The following is a 17,593-nucleotide window of genomic DNA, read 5'->3' on the forward strand; positions in this document are numbered from 1 at the left end:
GGCTCCCGCCGTTCGTGGGGGCAGCCACGGACGGGTGGCCTATGCACCGATCATCCGAACGGCCATTGGATCCGAGTTCGACCGTGGTCGCTTGGGCGGACGACTAATTTGACTTTCAGATCGCGCTCCCTGCACTCAAGGTGCCTCGCGCGATGCCCGCCCTCGACGTGCTGGGGAGCCGTAGGCCGGGTGGCACCAGAAAAGAAGACGATTCGCCATGGGTACTTCCATGTCCCCGAGCCGCCGCCGCGCGGCCCAGTCCTTCGGCGCACTGCTGGCCGTTGCCTCGCTCGGCCTCGCCACGGCGGGAGTCGCAACCGCCCGCCCGGTGACCGATCAGCTCTCCCCGGGCAACACCAACGCCAGGGCTGTCCGCCCGCTCGGCGCGGTCGCGCCCCAGGTCCCGACCAGGCCGACCCCAACCCCTACCCCCACCGCGACCAAGCCCGCCCCCACGCCCACCACCCCGGCGCCGACCACCCCGACCTTCTTCTTCGGTGCGGCGGGCGACGTCGACACCCTGACGTCCATCGCGGGCGAGACCGTCGGCCGGCACGCCTACGGCAACTTCCAGGGCGCGGTCCCCCAGGGTCGGATGATCACGGCCAACGCTTCCGGCGTCCCGTGGACCAGCGTCTCGAGCGCCGTCCCCGGAACCCCGATGTACAACAACATCGTGCGGTGGGCGCAGACCATCAAGGCGCGCCCCGGCAAGATCCTGTTCTCCTTCGGCCACGAGCCCGAGGTCGTCAAGAAGGCCGGCCTCGGCACCCCCGAGGAGTACCGCGCCGCCTACCAGCGCGTCTGGACGATCTTCCGCCAGCAGGGCGTCACCAACGTCAGCTGGGTGTACCAGACGACCGCGTGGGCCTACCGGGTCAACCAGACCGCGCTCGGGTCGGCGACCACCTGGTACCCGGGTGACGCCTACGTCGACGTCGTCGGCGGCGACGCGTACAACTGGAACACCTGCGGCCTGCCCGGCCAGAACAAGAGCGTGCCGCTGAGCACGATCGCCGGCGGGATCCTCACGTTCGCCAAGGCGCACAACAAGAAGGCGTCGCTGCCCGAGTTCGCCGCCACCTCGGCGCCCGACCGCGCGCAGTGGCTCAGCGACGGGTACAAGTGGCTCAAGGCCAACAACGCCTACTTCGTGGCTGCGTACTACTTCAACCGCCCGCCGACGAACCCGGACAACATGGACTGCGTCTGGTGGCTGAACACCCCGTCCGAGTACGCCACGTACAAGGCGATCATCCAGGACTCCTGGACCGTCAGCTAGGTCCAACCCGGTCCGTCCGGCCCAGCCCACGGAGACCCCTCTGGTGTCTCCGTGGGCTGGGCCGCGTTCGGGGACAGTCGTTCTCGCACGGACGGACCTCGATTCACTTGGTGTGACCGAGGCGACATCCGAATGTCTTTTTTAACTACTACGCGTAGTAGTAGTTTCAGTTCTGCAAGACCACCCGGCACCACAGACCACGGGCCCCGACCCCGGGCCCACCCGAAGGGACGCGAAGACCATGCGCAAGGCATTCGACAAGCTCATCTCCTGGACCGGCATCATCGTCGCCACGGTCCTCCTCGTCGCCGCGGGCCTGCTCACGTGGGCCTCGACCTTCGCCACCAGCACCGTCCACGACCAGCTGGCCGCCCAGCAGATCACGATGCCCGTGGCCGCCGCCCTCACGACGCCGCAGATGAAGGCCGAGCTCACGCAGTACGCCGGCCAGGAGCTGACCACCGGCGCGCAGGCCAAGGCGTACGCCGACTACTACATCCAGGCCCACATGGACGAGGCCTCGGAGGGCAAGACGTACTCGCAGGTCTCCGGTGAGTACATGGCCGCCCTCAAGACCGCCCCGACCGCGCAGGCCACGCAGGACCTCGGCCAGCTGCGCCAGACCCTCTTCATGGGGACGACCCTCCGCGGGATGCTCCTCAACGCCTACGCCTTCGCCACCATCGGTGCGATCGCGATGTGGGCGGCCATCGCCGCCTTCGCCGGCTCCCTGGTGATGTTCGTCCTCGGCGGCCTCGGCCTCCGGCACGCACACAAGGTGAACCTCGTCGAGGCCCCCGCCATCGAGAAGATCCACTCCCACGCCTGAGATTGCAAACCCCTGCCACGCGATCTCGACAACGAGGCCCCGGTCGGACCACCCGACCGGGGCCTCACCCTGTGTGGGGTCGGGTTCGCTTCCACCGCAGGGGGGCTGGGTTCGCCACACCCCCTTGTCGGTGGTCGTCTCTACGATGGGAGGCAGCAGGAAGGAGAGCGCCATGGGGGTCGCTGCAGGGGTCGCAAGTCGATCCGCCGCGGCCTCGGTCACGGCCTTCCGGACGTCCCTCGCCGACGTGCCGGTCGAAGACCTCGACGACCGCGAGCGCATCGACCTGCTGACCGAGCTCGAGCGGCTCAAGGGCGCCGTCGCGGCGGCCCAGGCCCGGGCCACCGATGCCTTCCGTCGCTCGCACGAGAAGGCCGCTCCCCAGGACGCCGCGCGCTCGGTCGGGTCGCAGGTCGCCCTCGCTCGCCGCGAGTCCCCCACTCTCGGTGACCGATTTGTCGGGATGGCCCGCGCGCTCGTCCACGAGATGCCGGCGACGATGGCCGCCCTGACCGATGGCGACATCGGCGAGCGTCACGCCGTCGAGGTCGTCCGCGAGACGGCCACGCTCACCCGCGAGGACCGCACCGAGGTCGACCGCCGCCTCGCCGGCGTCCTCCCCCGGCTCGGGCCACGGGCCGCCGGCCGGGCCGCGCGACGGGTCGCGGCCGAGCTCGACGCCGCCTCCGTCGTCCGCCGGATGGAGGCAGCGGCCGCATCCCGACGCGTCTCGGTGCGCCCCGCGCCGGACGGGATGGCGTGGCTGACCGTGCTCGCCCCGCTGCGCGACGCCGTCGGCGCCTACGCCGCGGTGCGCGCCCGCGCGCAACTCGTGGTCGGTGGCGGGTGCGACGACGAGGCACCGGACGGACGCGGCCTCGGCGCGGTGATGGCCGACACCGCCACGCGGCTGCTCGCCGGTCTCGCGGTCGGGCAGGTGCAGCCGGTCGAGGTCCATCTCGTCATGACCGACCGCGCCCTCCTCGGGACGGGCGACCCCGCCGCCTCCGTCGACACGCCGGCCCGCATCCCGGGGCACGGCTCGGTCCCCGCACCCGTCGCGCGCCGGTGGGTCCGCGATGCCGGTGACGCCTCCGTGTGGCTGCGACGCCTGTACACGAGCCCCGACGGCCGGGACCTCGTCGCGATGGATGCGCGCCGCCGGCTGTTCACCGGCCTCTTGCGCCGGATGGTCGTCCTGCGCGATGACGTCTGCGCCACCCCGTGGTGCGACTCCCCCGTCGTCCACGCCGACCACGTCCACCCCGCGCGCAACGGTGGGCCGACGAGCCTCGCCAACGCCGCAGGCCTCTGCGCCCGGTGCAACCTCGTCAAGGAGGCGCCCGGGTGGCAGGTGGTCGTCGTCCGCGGGTCGCCCCACGAGCTCGAGGTGCGCACGCCGACCGGGCACCTCCACCGCTCCCTGTCACCGCCCCTCCTCGGGTGGGGCTCGAACCCGCCACCCGACGACGAGTCCGTCCTCGAGCGCCACCTCGCCGCCCTCCTCGACGCCGCCTGACCTCCACGCCCCGCCGCTCGGCCGTTCGGTCACCCCTCTCCCCGGATGCCCGGCGCCCGCGACGGCTTGCTCCTAGCCTGTCCGGGTGCCGACCGGGGGTGACGACGAGCTGGCGCGCCTGGCGCGCGAGGTCCCGGCCGTGGCCGAGCTCCTCGACGAGCACGCCGCGGCCGGCACCACCGTGCCCGTCATCGAGATCCCCAGCAGCGCCGACCGGCAGCGCGGCCCGCGCACCCCGCTCCTCGTCGGCCTGCTGCTCGTCGCCCTGCTCGCGCTCAAGCTCGGCTGGCCCCAGCTCGTCACCTTCGCCGACTACCTCGTCAACGGCGACCCCACCTTCCGGGTCGGTGTCGGCGTCTCGCCCGTGCCCACGCCGGCGGACGGCCGCAAGCGCGCCGCCGTGCCGCTGCCGGACCCACCGGACCACGACTCCTACGCGTTCATGGAGGAGGTCGACACCGGCGTCCCGGTGACGTTCGACCCGTGCTCGGCGATCCACTACGTCGTGCACGACCCGCACGACGTCGGAGAGGCCGGCCGCGACGCCATCACCCGCGCCGTGGCCGAGGTGTCCGAGGCGACCGGGCTGGCCTTCGTCTTCGACGGCTACACCGACGAGAAGCCCTCACCCACCCGGAGCCTGCGGATGCCCCAGTACGAGCGGCAGTGGGCGCCGGTGCTCATCGCGTGGAGCGACTCGACGGAGACCCCGCGGCTGGGGAAGGACGCCATCGGGCTGGGAGGCCCGCGGGCGTCGGACCGCCCGGGCACGCGACGCACCTGGGTGACGGGTGGCATCCAGCTGGACACCCCGGCCCTCGCGCCGTGGCTGCACCGGGTCGGCGGGGCCGACTACGTCAACAGCGTCCTCGTGCACGAGCTCGGGCACGTGCTCGGCGCCACGCACCCCGTCGCCGACGACCAGCTGATGAGCGCGAGCAACGGGCCGGGCACCCTCCAGGACGGCGACCGCTACGCCTTCGCGAAGCTCGGCAGCGGTCCCTGCCTGCGGTGAGCGCCCGCCTCCGAGCCGGGGTGGCTACCGTGTGGGCGTGCACCGGATGATGCCCGCCCGCCAGCGGCCCACCCTCGAGCAGGTCGCCGCCCGCGCCGGCGTCTCGCGGGCCACGGTGTCGCGGGTGGTCAACGGCTCCCCGACGGTCGAGGAGGCGATGGCCGAGCGCGTCCGCGCCGCCGTCGACGAGCTCGGCTACGTCCCCAACCCCGCTGCGCGAGCACTGATGACGCGCCGCGCCGACGCCGTCACGCTCGTCGCGGCCGAGGCGACGAGCCGCGTCTTCGGGGACCCGTTCTTCGCCGCCGTCGCGCGCGGCGCGAGCCAGGAGCTGGCGCGCTCCGGGCTGCACATGGTGCTCTCGATGGTGCAGACCGACGAGGACCTCGACCGGCTCGCCGGCTTCCTGCGCGGCGGGCACGTCGACGGTGCGCTCGTCATCTCCGAGCACGGCGACCACGACGTCGTCGGGCTCGTCGAGGGCTGTGGCATCACGGTCGTCGCCGGCGGCCGGCCGGTGGCCGAGCACCCCGGCGTCGGGCACGTCGACCACGACAACGTCGAAGGCGGACGGCTGGCCGCGCGTCACCTGCTGGGGAGCGGCCGGCGGTGCATCGCGACCGTCGCCGGTCCGCAGGACATGACGGCCGGGACGGACCGGCTCGCCGGGTTCCGCGAGGCACTGGGCGAGGCGTTCGACGAGGAGCTCGTCGAGATCGGCGACTTCACGACCACGGGCGGGGCGCTGGCGACATCCGTTCTGCTGCAGCGCCGCCCGGACGTCGACGGCCTCTTCGTCGCCAACGACCTGATGGCCCTCGGCGCGCTGACGGCGCTACGGGATGCCGGGCGCTCCGTGCCGGGCGACGTGGGGGTCATCGGCTTCGACGACGCCGACGTCGCCGCGGTGGCCGCTCCCCCGCTGACGACCGTGCGCCAGCGCACCGAGACCCAGGGGCGCCTGATGGCGCAGCTGCTGCTCCAGCGCCTCGGCCGGCCGGTGCCCGACCCGCTGCCGGAGCTGGCAGCTGTCGAGGCATCCGGGTCGGTCGTGCTGGGCGTGGAACTGGTCGTCCGCGACAGCGCCTGAGCGGGAACCTGCTCGGCGCTGCCGCGGACGGGTCCGGGCTCAGGCGGTGCGGCTCACGGGTACTCGCTGACGTACGCCGGGGTGCCGGTGTTGCTGTCGTCGACCTGGCTACCGACGTCGTTGACGACGTGGCGGGTGGTGCCGGCGCCGAGGTTGACGGTCAGCAGGTGGTGCAGCCGCACGCCCGGGGTGGTCGGCACCTGGAAGCCGTGCTCGGTGACGATCGACGCGTTGTTGCGGTTGTAGACGTACGACCCGCCGCCCCAGAGCTCGTGGGTGCGGACCTTCGGGGAGACGACGTAGCCGGCGTAGCCGAGGGTGCCGTCGCGCTGGGTCCAGTCGGCCTGCGTGGGCGGGTCGTAGGGAAGCTCGTTCTGGTAGAGGACGGTCCGTCCCCGCTCGCCGTTCCAGATCGTGTTGTGCTGCTGGAAGTGCTCGACGAACAGGCCGGTCGCGGTGACGTCGTCGCCGTTGACGATCAGGCCGTTGGTGCCTGTGTTGACGGCCCAGCGCTCGTCGTCACCGAGGAAGCCGCCGCTGAAGTCCTCGACGCCGTGGTCGGCGCGCCACACCCAGGTGTGGTCGACGAGGACGTGGTCGGCGTCGATCTGCAGCGCGACCTTGACCTTGCCGATGTGTGGTCCGCCGACGCGGAAGTAGACGTCGCTGAGGGTCAGCGGGTCCTGGGCGCTCGAGCCGCGGCCGGAGCGGTCGCCGCCCTTGCCCTTGTCGTGGTCGTCGACGTGGAGGAGGTTGCGCGACAGCTTGGTTCCCGCGTCGATGGTGACGCCGGCGATGACGGTGCCGGCCCCGTCGGCGACCTCGAGCGGCGTCGCACCCTTCTGCGCGGTGAGGGTGGCGTGGCCCATCCCGAGGACGACCGTGCCGGGGCGCTTGACCTCGATGCTGCGGTCGACGTCGTAGATGCCGGGGGTGAGCAGCAGGTGCTGGCCCTTGGCGAGCGCCTTGTTGATGTCCTTGACCGACTCGCCGGGCTTCGCGACGTGGAAGGCGCTGAGCGGCAGCGTCTTTCCGGGCGTCAGGCCGTTGGCCCAGCTGCGGCCGCGGGTGTCGGTCTGCGCCGACGGCACGCGCACGGCCCAGCGGGTGCCGTCCATGAAGAGGTACGGCTTCTCGCGGCTGACCGGCGTCTTTTCGAGCGTCGTGTACGGCGGGTTCGGGAAGGCGCTGTCGTCGGGGGCGCCCTCGACGCCGGCGAAGACCTGGTTCCAGACGCCGTTGCTCCAGCTGCCCACCGTGCTGTTGCGGGTCAGCCACTGCTGCTGCGAGCCGTTGATGACCGTCTCGGCGGAGGTGTCGGCGATGAACCCGCCGCTGGCGTACTGCGGTCCGGCGGTGCAGTAGTCCATCAGGCTGAGGTTGCCGCCCTTGACGGCGACGCGGCGCATCGAGACGGCCTGGCTGACGGCCCAGAAGTTCGCCGACTGACGGCAGCCGTCCTGGCCGGTGCCGTTGACGTCGATCGTCAGGTTGCTGAGGGTGCGCCAGAAGTTGTTGAGCGCGATGCAGTTGCTCGTGCCGCCGTCGTCGAGGCAACGGTTGTAGACCTCGATCTTGCCGATGACGTGCACGTCGTCAGGGCTCGCGCCGAGGCCGGCGACCTCGGTGTTGTAGCCGACCTTGAGCTGCAGCGGCTCGGTGGCGGTGCCGTAGGTGCCGGGCTTGAAGAGGATGCTCCAGCGGCCGGTGCCCATCTCGTCGTCGGTCTGGGCGTTGCTGATCGTGTCGACGGCGGCCTTGATGTCGGCCGTGGCCATGCTCGGGTCGAGGACGAGCACCTTGCTGCCGAGGTCGAGGCTCGGGGCCGGCGGCTTCGGCTTGGCCGGCGCCGCGGAGGCGGGCGCCAGCTGGGCGGCCGTGCCGGTGAGGGCGAGGAGGCCGGTCACGACGCCGGCGACGGCGCGGCGGGTGGCTCGGGTGGTCCTCGCGGGCGGGGGTGAGGTCATGTCGCAGTCCGTTCGCGCCGGGGCTCGCTCGTCGGTGAGAGAGCGCTCTCTAAGGCGTACCCAACCACACCCCCGCTCCCCCGACAACCGCAGAGGGCGAGGGTTCGACGGGGGCCGGGCCCGACCCTGTGGAAAACCTCGCAGACCGAGCGGCCGACCGAGTCATAGTGGCCGGCGACGACGAGGGAAGGACCCCAGATGCCCGAGCCGGTGCCACTCGAACCCACCGATGCCGAGCTGCTCGACTCGGCCCTGCAGGCCCTCGCCGACGGCCCGTTACCGGCGGACGAGGTGGCGCGCCGCATGCGGCGCCGCTTCAATCTACGCGTCGTCGATGCTCGGCTCGTCGAGATGATCGGCGAGCGCACCCCGCTCTTGGTCGGCTGCCCCGACGGTTCGGTGATCCGGCTGATCGACCTGCTCGAGGGGTCCGTGTTCACGGTGCGCATGGCCGCGTGCGACGGGATGCGACGTGACTTGTGGGCATCACTCGCCCTGGCCCCGCTCATCGCGTGGATGGACCGCGAAGGACTCTTCCTGACCTCGGGCGAGCCCCTCTCCCGCGGGTCCTTCGGCCACGAGACGATCGTCGGGCCGACCGGGTGGCTGCCTGCGGTTGCGCCCGGGTCGCTCGTGTCGCTCACGGTCATCGGAGGCCGCGTCGAGGTCGCCGCCGTGGTCGACGGCGCCCAGGTGAGCGCCGCTGAGGAAGGCCGGGTGCGCCGGTCGCTGAGCCGGCACTACCGGACAGCCACCTGGTGGACGGAGGAGGACCTCGCCGAACGCCTCTACGACCTCACGACCGCTGTCGCCACCGCGCTCGTCGAGGACCCTGCGCTCCTGCGTCGTCCCACCCTGCCCCTCGACGAGCTGCTCTACGTCGCCGTGCGACAGTGCGAGCAGGACCACCACCTCCGGGACGTGTCGGCGTGGAGCGGAGGCGACAACGTCAGCTTCTCCATCTCGGGGATGCCCGAGGCCCTGCACGGCGAGATCACCCGGCGCGCTCGCCACTACGGGATGTCCGACGACCAGTACCTGATCCTCGCCATGGGCCACCTCTGCTGGCGCACTCCGTTCGCCGAGGACCTCGGCGGAGAGTTCGGCTGGGAACCTGCGCGTTGGCCCCGACCCGACGATCCGGACGGACCACCTCGGCTCCGGCCCGTCTGACTCCTGCCACTCAGCGCGACGTCGTCGGCACCGGCTCGTGCTGCGCACTGGCACGAGCGGCGACCGCCCGTGCCAGCGAGGTGCCCTGCTTCAGGCTGAGTCCCATCGCTTCGTACGACACCTGGACGCTCATGCTCCGTGTCGTGACGGCCGACTTCTGGCCGGGACCCACCCTCGTCCCGGCGACGGCCCAGACGCCCACCGTCCTGCCGACCTCTCCGACGGTGTCGACGACCTCTGCTCGGCCGGACTTGCGCGCCCGGACGAACATCGGATGCGATCGCTCCGTCGCGCCGGTGTGCTCGATCATCCGCATGACCATCACGTCGCGCCCTTCGGTCTTCATCGACCACTCACAGCCCATGCTGCGGGCTTTGGGCGTGAGACGCGGACCCCCGTCGAGTGGGAGATCCTTCAGGTCGACGTCGGAGCACGCGAGTCGGTCGACGGGCGTCGTCGCCGCTGACGGAGCGGTAGCGGCGAGGCGTGACGACACCGCAGAGACCACGGAGGCGAGTGCACCATTCGCGGCGGCCCACCAGACAAGACCGCACCTCACGAGGCCGAGGAAGGCTCTGCCCCGCTCGTGTGATCGGCGAGGAGCCCGCCTCGCCGGACGCCTGCTGACGGTGTGTGCTGCGGTCCTCCTCGGGGCCGGCCGTCTCTTAACAGAGTCGTGCGCTGCTGTACGCACACCGGACGGGTGGACGCGATGCGGGTCCCGCAGCTCACGCCCGATGGCCAAGAGGAGCGCGGGATCCGTCGTGGTCGAGGGGAACTCCGTGCGGAGCTGGACATCCAGGCGGGCGCGGTCGTCGATCACCATCTCCGGCCGTCGTCGGAGCCAGGACGCGAGGCGGTCGACGGGTACGACCCAGACACCGTGGACGACACGCGGCTCGCCGAACTCGGCGGCACGCGCCCCGGCGAGCGCGATGACAGCGGTGACGGTGACGCCGACGCGTCGGGCGACTTCGATGGCCATGGACCGGACGACGGCGAACTCCCGGTCCCGAGGTCGATGACGACGCGGGCCGTCGGCCGCGAAGGAGTGCTGGAAGACGCTGCCCTGCCACTCGCTCAGGTGGCCGGCCCAGTTCTTTGCGTCGACGAGGACCACGCCCGCGGCTCCCACCACGAGATGGTCGATGTTGGAGTCGGCGAGGCCCGGCATGAGCAACCTGTCATGCAGCACCAACCAGTCCGGCGGGAGCATCGAGAGCGCAGCAGCGACCCGCCGCTCACCCTCTGCCCCTGCGGCCCACGCACCGGCCGACGCCTTGCCGCGCGCACGCAGATCCGCAGCGCGTTGGTCCGCGCTCCACCCCTCGACGGCCACGCCGGTCTCCCCTCGACCGGGGAATCGTCGCAGCCAGAACCGTTGGCTCGCAGGTGTTCAGACGAACCGTTCATCCCTGTCGGCGCCCTCCGCTACATTGGTCACAGCTCCCGAGAGGCAGCGACAAGCCCTGGCTTGCTGTCCGGCAACCCCCACCGCGGGGGTGCCCCAGGTGACGAGCTGGTCATCCGATGACAACAGCGGATCTCCACGGTCAGGCCGAGGGGTCCGTGTGACCCCGAGGAGCCACCGTGCCCGTGTCCGGCAACCCCCACCACCCCGCCCAGCTGCCGACCGGCTGGACGGCTGACGCGCTCGACGCGCTGCCGACGGCCGATCTCGTCGAGCACCTCCGCTTCCTCGACCACGAGATGCGGCACCACCCGACGGCTCGCGGACGGTGGTGGCGCTCGAAGCATCTGGCGGAAGGGCGTCGAGCGCTGACCCGCCGGGGCCACTCCCCCGACTCCTGGCAGGCCGCTGGGGGCGGCCGATGAGCGGCTCGGTGCTGCGCGTCCTCGTCGACGACGTGCGCGTGTTCCGCGACGGCCGAGAGTCGCTCCTCGCCCGCACCTCGGCCGAGGCGCTGGCGTTGCTCCGGGCCTTGGACGGCCGGTTCGTCGACGAGCTCTGGCTCGGCCACGATCTGGTCGCCGACGGCACCGTCCAGCCGCTCGTCGACCACCTCGTGGCGCGGGCGGCCGCCGGCAAGCGGTCTCCGGTCGGACGCATCTACGTGCACAGCGTGAACGTCCTTGCGGGGCAACGCGTCAACGCTGAGCTGCTCGCCGCCTGCTACCCATCTCGACGCTTCTTCGTCGCCGGGATGTGGAGGCACCAGTGGACAGCATGACCCGGCACAACACCATCCCGCCGCGCGACGGGCTGAGGACCCTCATCGACGACCTCGACGTCGTCGTCATGACGCTCCCTCGCTTGGTGGAGCGGGGCTGCTCGCAGGACGCCGTCGCGGAGTCCTGGGAGGCCTACCGCCAGGTTCGCACTCTCCTCACAGTCATCGAGGCGTGGGACCGCCTCGAAGCGCCCGTGGACCCGGGCCGACGGGTCTGCCTCGCAGCACCGGCACCATGGAGACACCGACCGAGCTAGACCCAACGGCGGCTGAGACGTGGGCGGGGCCCCACGCTCTCTCCTCATCGAGCACCCATGTCTGCTTCAGGGCAAGGGGCTTCGGGTCTCAGTAGTCAGCACCCGGTCTCAGCCCTCTCGTGTTGTGATGATGTCGCGAAGCCAGAACCGGGTCTTTGCACCTGAGGGCTTCACCGATCAATTCGGCCCTGGTGTCGCGAGCCGATCGAGCATCGTCTCAGCCTCAACTTGGATCTGGCAGATGTCGCGCTGCAGATCCGATCGGAAGGCCTGGCTGTCGCGCATGGCTTGGTTGACCTCGTCGATCTCTCGGAGCGCCGCGCCGAACTCGGCTTCCAGCTCAGCGCGGACCTTGTTCAGCGTGGCTCTCGTGATGTCGTCGCACTGCGCAAGCACCCCACCGATGAGCGCGTTACGGCGCCGCATCTTCTCTTTCGCTGCTGCCTCCTCTTGCCGCTCCTCCGCAACGACCGCGTATACCTCCAAGGCCACCGGCAACACCACGCTTCCGGCCCTCGCGACTTTGCCGATGTTGTTGGCCCAACGCACGGCTTGGTACGGCTTGAACTTGATGCCGATCTGCTTGCCTACGTTGTAGACAATCTGGTGGCCGCTGCTGCCTGCCGCTTGCTTGACGCCGTCGCCCGCCCCCCACGCCTGTTGGAACTTCTTCAGGTGCTCCGCGGTCTTGGGAGCCCAGGCTGGGACACGTCGTTGCTTGGGTGCCCCCCTACGCAGCACGTCGGTGTCGATCGGTACATACTCTGCGTCGACGTCAGCGTGGACATCCAGCGCCTGCAGCTGGTGCGCATAAGGCGACGCCTCGATCTCCCGGATCTCGGAGGTGAAATCCGCGAGTTGGGAGTCCAGAACTGCGCGGACCCCCTGGATGAACCGATCGTTTGCGGAGTTCAACTCGTCGTTGAGAGTCGCGGAGGCGGTATCGAGCTTCGACCAGTCGGGGCTCGGCGAGTCCTCAATGGACTCCGCAGCATCCGCCAGGCGCTCGGCTGCCAGAATGCAGGCACTGCGGAATTCAACGCCTTGCCGCTCCAGGGCCGAGTCGAGCAGGCCTCGGCGGTTGGTGAGTGCGCCGCGCTGTCGTGCAAGCACGGTCAACGCGGCCTCCTCGTCCTCGTCGTCGGTAAGCACAGCGAGAGCCTCTCCAGCAACGAGGGCTACCTGCTGCAGGGGCACGCGAAAACGGGCAAGGTCGCCTCGTTCCTGCGCTATCCGGTTGATGGTGTCCTTGACCTCGGCAATCCTCGAGGCCTCTACGCGACGCACGGCCCGCGACGACTCATTCTCATGGAGTCCATCTAGGTAGGTCTTTGCGTCACACTCGACCCACGGCACCTGATCGGCGAAGGCACCCAGGGCCTCATGGACAGCGGCACTCCGTACGCCGTCGGCCGCGACAAGGCTCCGGCACTTGGTGATCACCACGAGTAGTTGCGGCGCCTTTCGTAGATCCTCGGTGACGTGCCGAAGGTGCCTCACCAAGCGGTCGTCGAACAGGTCGACCGTGACTGTGAACAGCACCAGATCGGCGGCACGCAAAGCCTCCTCAGCCAGCTCGTCATGCTCTTCCAGTCCAGCCTGCACGCCTGGCGTGTCGACTAGGTCCACGAGTCCGTTCCAGTCGAAGACGTTGACACTGTCGGTGGCAACGGCCGAGTCGATCACGACTTCAGCGGCCTCGTCCGTGAGCGCTTTGATCAAAGTCGACTTGCCACTGCTGTACTGGCCCGTGAGAACCATCCGGGGCCTTTCGTGCGTGGCGACGACGAGCATTCCCCGAAGCCTCGATGCCTCTCCCGCGGGCAACGTGCCAAGCAACTCATTCAGCCGCCCGGCAAGGTCGCGTGCTGCGGCCGGGGCAGCGTGGAACAGAAGGTCGGTCATGCGGAAGCGCTCCTATGCACTGTCGAGTGGATGATCTGTACCTGGGACCTCAGGTGGTCGGACAGTGTCGCTGACCACGCGGCAAGCACCTGCTGCGGCACCTGAGCACTGGTGGCAACCTCAGTGCGGTCGGCACGGCTGCGGTTCGACGTTGGGACCTCTTCGGTCAGGCCGAGCACGTAGGAGCTGGCGAACGCCCCGGGAAGCTGCGCTGTCGGTGCGCGACCGAACGCCAGGGCCTCGGGCGACGCAGGAGGGAACAGCCAAGCCTCCATCAGGGCGTCGTCCGTCACCTCGACCGCCATGCAGACGCCACCGAGCCGGGTCACCTTGGTCACGGATGCCGCCAAGCGGTTCCGTCCGTCGGCTTGCAGGAGGCAGGCCATCGTCTCGCGGTCCAGAGAGGCGATTGCGGCGCTGACCGCCTGTTGTTGTGAAGCGAGCACGTCCGCCACCCGCGATGCTGCGGTCTCGGCCTGTTCCCGCGGCCGGAAGGCCTCGGCGATCTCACCACTGATGCGTTCAACCGTCGTGACCACCTCGGTCAACATCTGGGCCTCGAAGGCGTCGAGCACCTCTCCGACCTTGGTTCTCAGGAGTTCCCGGTTCTCCTCGAGCAGCTTTGCCTTGCTCTTGAACATCGACTGGACCTTCTTGCGCAGGGGCGTGATGACCAGCGAGGCAACGGCGCCTACAGCTCCCCCCACCGGTCCCCCGATGGCGAAGCCAACGGCTGCAGCCGCGAGTGCGCCGCCGCCCCCAATCAGGATCCCGGCCGCCCTGCGCTTCCAGAGTTCTCTGAAGTCGCTGAGGCCGTTGACCTTCAGGTTCGTTCGGGCTGCGGTCGACCATTCGCGCTGCGCCGCGAGATTTGCATCGCTGATGGCTCGCGACAGCTCGGTGAGCCGCTCCTCCAATGCCACGTTGAGAGAGGAGATGAGTGATGCCTGTTCTTGTTCCCACTTCTCGGAGACCTGAGGGCCGAAGTCAGTGACCTTCTGATGCCAGGCCCTCTTCTCACCCACGAGGCGGACGACGTCGTCCTCCATCCTCTGCCGACAGGCCGCAACTAGGCGAGCGCTTCGCCGCTCCTGGTCCTCGCGCATGCCTCGACCGAGGTGGATGCTCACTCGGAGCTGTGTCTCGACGTCAGCAAGCCCCTCCGTCAAGGTGTGGGCCTGCGCACGCACTTCGTCTGCCTCGCGAAGCACACGTCGGGCTATGCGGCGATCCGCGCTCTCTCGCTCCAGCACTGCGAGCAGGTCCGCAACCCGGCTTGCGCACCTGAGGTCGCGGCCAAACTGCCCGTCGGACCTTGCCTGGCGGGCCGCTTCGGCGTGAAGCATGACCTCGGCCACGGGGCGGACACCCGCCGCGACGAGATGAGAACGGATCGTCGTGAAGTGCCCCTGATGCTGGTCGTAGACCGAGTCAGGGTCCTCCAGGAAGTCTTCGCGGTCCAACTCATCGGCGAGAGCCGCACGGCAGTTCAGGGCCACCACCACCGGCTTCCCGCGGAACGCCACCGCACGCAGTGCTTGTGCGGTCTCTTCTTGGAAGGAGTCGTTGCTCGCGACCCACAGCACCAGATCCGCGCCGGAGACCTCGGCCATGGCCAAGGCAACGTCCTCGGCGCCGTCCTTGGCGCCCACTCCCGGCGTGTCGACGATTTCGACCTCGCCAAGGTCGAGCGCTGGTGCAGCGAGGACGTCTCGCGAAGTCCGCTGAGCACCGACTCCGATCCGCTCCGCAGAGCCTCCGGTGAGTGCCGCAAGAAGAGTGCTCTTGCCTGCCATCGTTCGGCCCATTAGCACCACTCGCATCGGGCGCGAGCTTGGAGGAGCATCCGCGATCCGTGCCGAAGCAATGGGGCCCCCGAAAGCCTTCGCGGTAGGGTCCGCGAAGACGGCGTCATGCGACAACCGATGTGCCTCAATCAAGGCGGCGCGACAGGACGCCACCGCCTTGGTGTGCGCGGTCATCGGGTCGTCGGCCTCTGGTTCGGGTCCGAAGAACAGGCCCCTGGCCTCAGGCCACCAATCATGTCTGGACCGGCCGCTAGCAGGGCGCAAGTCGCCTTGATCAGCGCGGTGGCTCATGTCGGCACGGTTGGGGCGCCAGCGGGAGGATGAGTGGTGGCTCCGCGCGGGCGGCATCGAGCCCGAGTTCCGCGCGCGAGTTGACGCGTGCGGAACTTGGTCATAGGTTGCCATCTCCCTCGCGGATGTACGTCACGCTGAAGGACTTGACCTGTCGATACTGCTGCAGCTTCGCCGCCAGGTCGAAGGCGTCGTTGGCGACGTACTGGAAGATGTCGAGGCCCCGGCCAAGGTTGATGCGCCAGCCGGAGTTAGCGACGATGGAACGGTCGTGGATGGTGTCGTCGAACTTCACGTCGAGGGTGACGCCGGCGACCGCCGCGGCCTGCTTCACGCGTAGCAGGAACTCCATCTGCTTCTGGAGCTTCTCGGGGCCGTCGGTGTTCTCGCTGGTGATGAGGAAGACCTTCACCTCATCCGCCGGGTCCTTCACAGGCGCGAGGGCCTCGATCAGTTCCATGAGGTTTCGAGCCTGGTGGAACTGGCGGATGTAGGGGTCGACGACCGTGATCTCGGTGGCACCGCGCAGATAGGGCAGCAGCAAGGTCTCGTACGAGACACCGCGTTGGTTCTCCTGGAACTCGCGATGCCCCTCGAAGAGCGGCTCGCGCTTTGGCTCGGTCTCCACAGCGGGCGCGGCCTCTGCGATGGCGCCGGGTGTCGTGCTGGTGGCTGACTCGTCGGTGTCAGCGCCGACACCGGAGCGGTGGTGGTAGTACGTCGGGTACTCGTCCTCCTCAAGCGTCGTGACACCGCGCCAGTCGCCGGCCCTGTCGGAGTATCCGAACTTGACCTCCGCCATCGTGGAGTCGATTCGCAGAATCTGGTCCTTGACGCGCTTGCGGCCTTCGACTGCGAATCGGAGGATCTCCTCGATCTGCTCCTTCGTCGCCTCGCCGTGGGGGTAGATGATCTTCATGAGGCCGGAGAAGGTCTTGTGGATGCCGTCGCGATCGCGGGTGGAGATGTCAGACCCGAGTGTGAAGTGCTGCTGGTAGCGGTCCGAGTAGTCGGCGTCACGCATCGACTTCAGGACTTCGGCGATGTAGTCGACGACGAACCCGTAGCCGTCGGAGAACATCTCGCTGCGGATCGTGTCGACTTCCCAGCCGGGGATGTAGAAGTGCAGACGGTCGAGGTACGCCGAGTCGTGGTAGCTCTCCGGGAGTTCGTCGAACAGATCCGAGTGCTTGAGCATGTAAGGAACGTTGTGCGACGTGTTGCCAACGAAGACCATCGACGCCTCAGCGCCCAAGGTCTCGACGCCGCGGCTGAACGACTTGTTCGCCATGTAGTTCTTCATGATGTCGACAAGCGCCTTGTCCGTGCGCTTCTTCTTGCCCGCGAACTCGTCGAAGGCGACGACGTCCCAGTAGCCGACGAGTCCGATGCGGCCATTGGCGTTGTTGACGAACAACTTGGGGACCGTGACCTCGCCGCCCGAGATCAGCATGCCGTGGGGCGAGAACTCCGAGAAGATGTGCGACTTCCGGTTCCCTTGGGGCCGAGCTCGACGAGGTTGTAGTTGCGCTCAACGAACGGGATCAACCGCACGAGCTGGATGAGCTTGGCTCGGCGTCCAAACAATTCGGGGTTGAAGCCGATGGACTGGATCAGCAGGTCGATCCACTCGTCAGTCGTGAACTCCCGACGTGAGCTGACGTACCCATCGAAGTCGAAATTGGAGAGCTGGATGGGCTTGATCGAGCCGAGAATCCACGGAACGACGCGAGCGTTGTCGCTGTGCTGGTACTCGATGTCACAGATGCACCACACGCCACCGACCAGAAGCTTCGGGTGAGCCTTGATTGTCGCTGGCGACACGAGGACCTGCTTGATGCCGAGGTTGGCGAACTCCGCCTCGTATGTGTCGTCCTTCTCGTTGAGCTGGACCTGCAGTTTGTCGATGACGCGGTAGCGGCCCTTCTCACGGATGTTCGACTTGATCAGCTCGGCCTGGTTTCGGTGGACGTAGTGGTCCGCGAGGATCTTGCGAACGCTCTCGATGCCGGACTGAATCGTCGCCTCGTCGTCGGACGCTGCGTACTGGCCCAGGAGGTACTCCAGGACGAACGAGGGCACGATGGCGTTGCCCTTGACGGCCTTGACCAAGTCCTTGCGTACGACTGCACCGCCGAAGACGTCATTGATCTTCTGATCGAGCGGCGACTTCACAGGCGGACCTGCGGAAGTTGGCGCGTCATCGACGCCGTCCGGGAAATCGTCGACGACCTCGGCAAGGTCGGTCTGTTCGGTCATCGGAGG

13 protein-coding genes, 1 pseudogene and 1 riboswitch are annotated in these 17,593 nt (G+C 69.0%); of the genes and pseudogenes, 8 read left to right on the forward strand and 6 right to left on the reverse strand.

Annotation, left to right across the window (positions count from 1 at the left end; genetic code table 11):
* Positions 1-217: 217 nt before the first annotated feature.
* From KMZ30_RS04690 to KMZ30_RS04710, 5 genes are all read left to right on the forward strand, one after another.
* Positions 218-1,282 carry a glycosyl hydrolase gene (locus KMZ30_RS04690; protein ID WP_215511365.1) on the forward strand — a complete coding sequence of 355 codons (1,065 nt, stop codon included), beginning with the start codon at positions 218-220 and terminating at the stop codon, positions 1,280-1,282.
* Between the two features lie 241 nt (positions 1,283-1,523).
* Positions 1,524-2,111, forward strand: a complete 588-nt coding sequence (locus KMZ30_RS04695) for a hypothetical protein (RefSeq protein ID WP_215511364.1) — start codon at positions 1,524-1,526, stop codon at positions 2,109-2,111.
* Between the two features lie 172 nt (positions 2,112-2,283).
* Complete coding sequence (locus KMZ30_RS04700; RefSeq protein WP_215511363.1) at positions 2,284-3,630, forward strand: HNH endonuclease; 1,347 nt, start codon at positions 2,284-2,286, stop codon at positions 3,628-3,630.
* An 85-nt stretch (positions 3,631-3,715) separates the two neighbouring features.
* Entirely contained in the window at positions 3,716-4,645 is a 930-nt protein-coding gene (locus tag KMZ30_RS04705; RefSeq protein ID WP_215511362.1) for a hypothetical protein, read from the forward strand.
* A 46-nt stretch (positions 4,646-4,691) separates the two neighbouring features.
* The gene (locus KMZ30_RS04710) at positions 4,692-5,735 is read left to right on the forward strand and encodes a LacI family DNA-binding transcriptional regulator (RefSeq protein WP_215511430.1); all 1,044 of its coding nucleotides are present in this window, start codon (positions 4,692-4,694) and stop codon (positions 5,733-5,735) included.
* 53 nt (positions 5,736-5,788) lie between these two features.
* On the opposite strand, the gene KMZ30_RS04715 is transcribed toward KMZ30_RS04710, so the two are convergent.
* The gene (locus KMZ30_RS04715; RefSeq protein WP_215519866.1) at positions 5,789-7,702 is read right to left on the reverse strand and encodes a pectate lyase-like domain-containing protein; all 1,914 of its coding nucleotides are present in this window, start codon (positions 7,700-7,702) and stop codon (positions 5,789-5,791) included.
* Positions 7,703-7,900: 198 nt separating this feature from the next.
* Here KMZ30_RS04715 and KMZ30_RS04720 point away from each other — a divergent pair, with 198 nt between their 5' ends.
* A complete protein-coding gene (locus tag KMZ30_RS04720; RefSeq protein ID WP_215519867.1) occupies positions 7,901-8,875 on the forward strand; it encodes a hypothetical protein in 975 nt (324 codons plus the stop codon).
* A gap of 10 nt (positions 8,876-8,885) precedes the next feature.
* Here the strand turns inward: KMZ30_RS04720 and KMZ30_RS04725 are convergent, their stop codons facing one another.
* Positions 8,886-10,214, reverse strand: coding sequence for an NERD domain-containing protein (locus KMZ30_RS04725; protein ID WP_215519868.1), 1,329 nt, complete (start codon positions 10,212-10,214; stop codon positions 8,886-8,888).
* Between the two features lie 106 nt (positions 10,215-10,320).
* Positions 10,321-10,421: riboswitch (SAM riboswitch) on the forward strand.
* Between the two features lie 50 nt (positions 10,422-10,471).
* Between KMZ30_RS04725 and KMZ30_RS04730 the strand changes: the two genes are divergently transcribed.
* On the forward strand, positions 10,472-10,711 hold the full coding sequence (locus tag KMZ30_RS04730) for a hypothetical protein (protein ID WP_215519869.1): 240 nt from the start codon (positions 10,472-10,474) through the stop codon (positions 10,709-10,711).
* Positions 10,708-11,067, forward strand: a complete 360-nt coding sequence (locus tag KMZ30_RS04735) for a cyclic-phosphate processing receiver domain-containing protein (protein WP_215519870.1) — start codon at positions 10,708-10,710, stop codon at positions 11,065-11,067. The genes KMZ30_RS04730 and KMZ30_RS04735 overlap by 4 nt, the downstream gene beginning before the upstream one ends.
* Before the next feature lie 434 nt (positions 11,068-11,501).
* Here the strand turns inward: KMZ30_RS04735 and KMZ30_RS04740 are convergent, their stop codons facing one another.
* The 4 genes and pseudogenes from KMZ30_RS04740 to brxL form a co-directional block, all read right to left on the reverse strand.
* Complete coding sequence (locus tag KMZ30_RS04740; RefSeq protein WP_215519871.1) at positions 11,502-13,229, reverse strand: GTPase domain-containing protein; 1,728 nt, start codon at positions 13,227-13,229, stop codon at positions 11,502-11,504.
* Positions 13,226-15,442, reverse strand: a complete 2,217-nt coding sequence (locus KMZ30_RS04745) for a GTPase (RefSeq protein WP_308284303.1) — start codon at positions 15,440-15,442, stop codon at positions 13,226-13,228. Before KMZ30_RS04745 ends, KMZ30_RS04740 begins: the two co-directional genes overlap by 4 nt.
* The gene (locus tag KMZ30_RS22610) at positions 15,429-16,130 is read right to left on the reverse strand and encodes an MIT C-terminal domain-containing protein (protein WP_226905167.1); all 702 of its coding nucleotides are present in this window, start codon (positions 16,128-16,130) and stop codon (positions 15,429-15,431) included. The genes KMZ30_RS04745 and KMZ30_RS22610 overlap by 14 nt, the downstream gene beginning before the upstream one ends.
* Before the next feature lie 60 nt (positions 16,131-16,190).
* Positions 16,191-17,587, reverse strand: a pseudogene (gene brxL / locus KMZ30_RS22615) (BREX system Lon protease-like protein BrxL); the annotation flags it as partial.
* Between the last annotated feature and the right edge of the window lie 6 nt (positions 17,588-17,593).

Origin of the sequence: Phycicoccus mangrovi (assembly GCF_018729305.1) — a bacterium.
GTDB classification, from domain to species: Bacteria; Actinomycetota; Actinomycetes; order Actinomycetales; family Dermatophilaceae; genus Phycicoccus; species Phycicoccus jejuensis.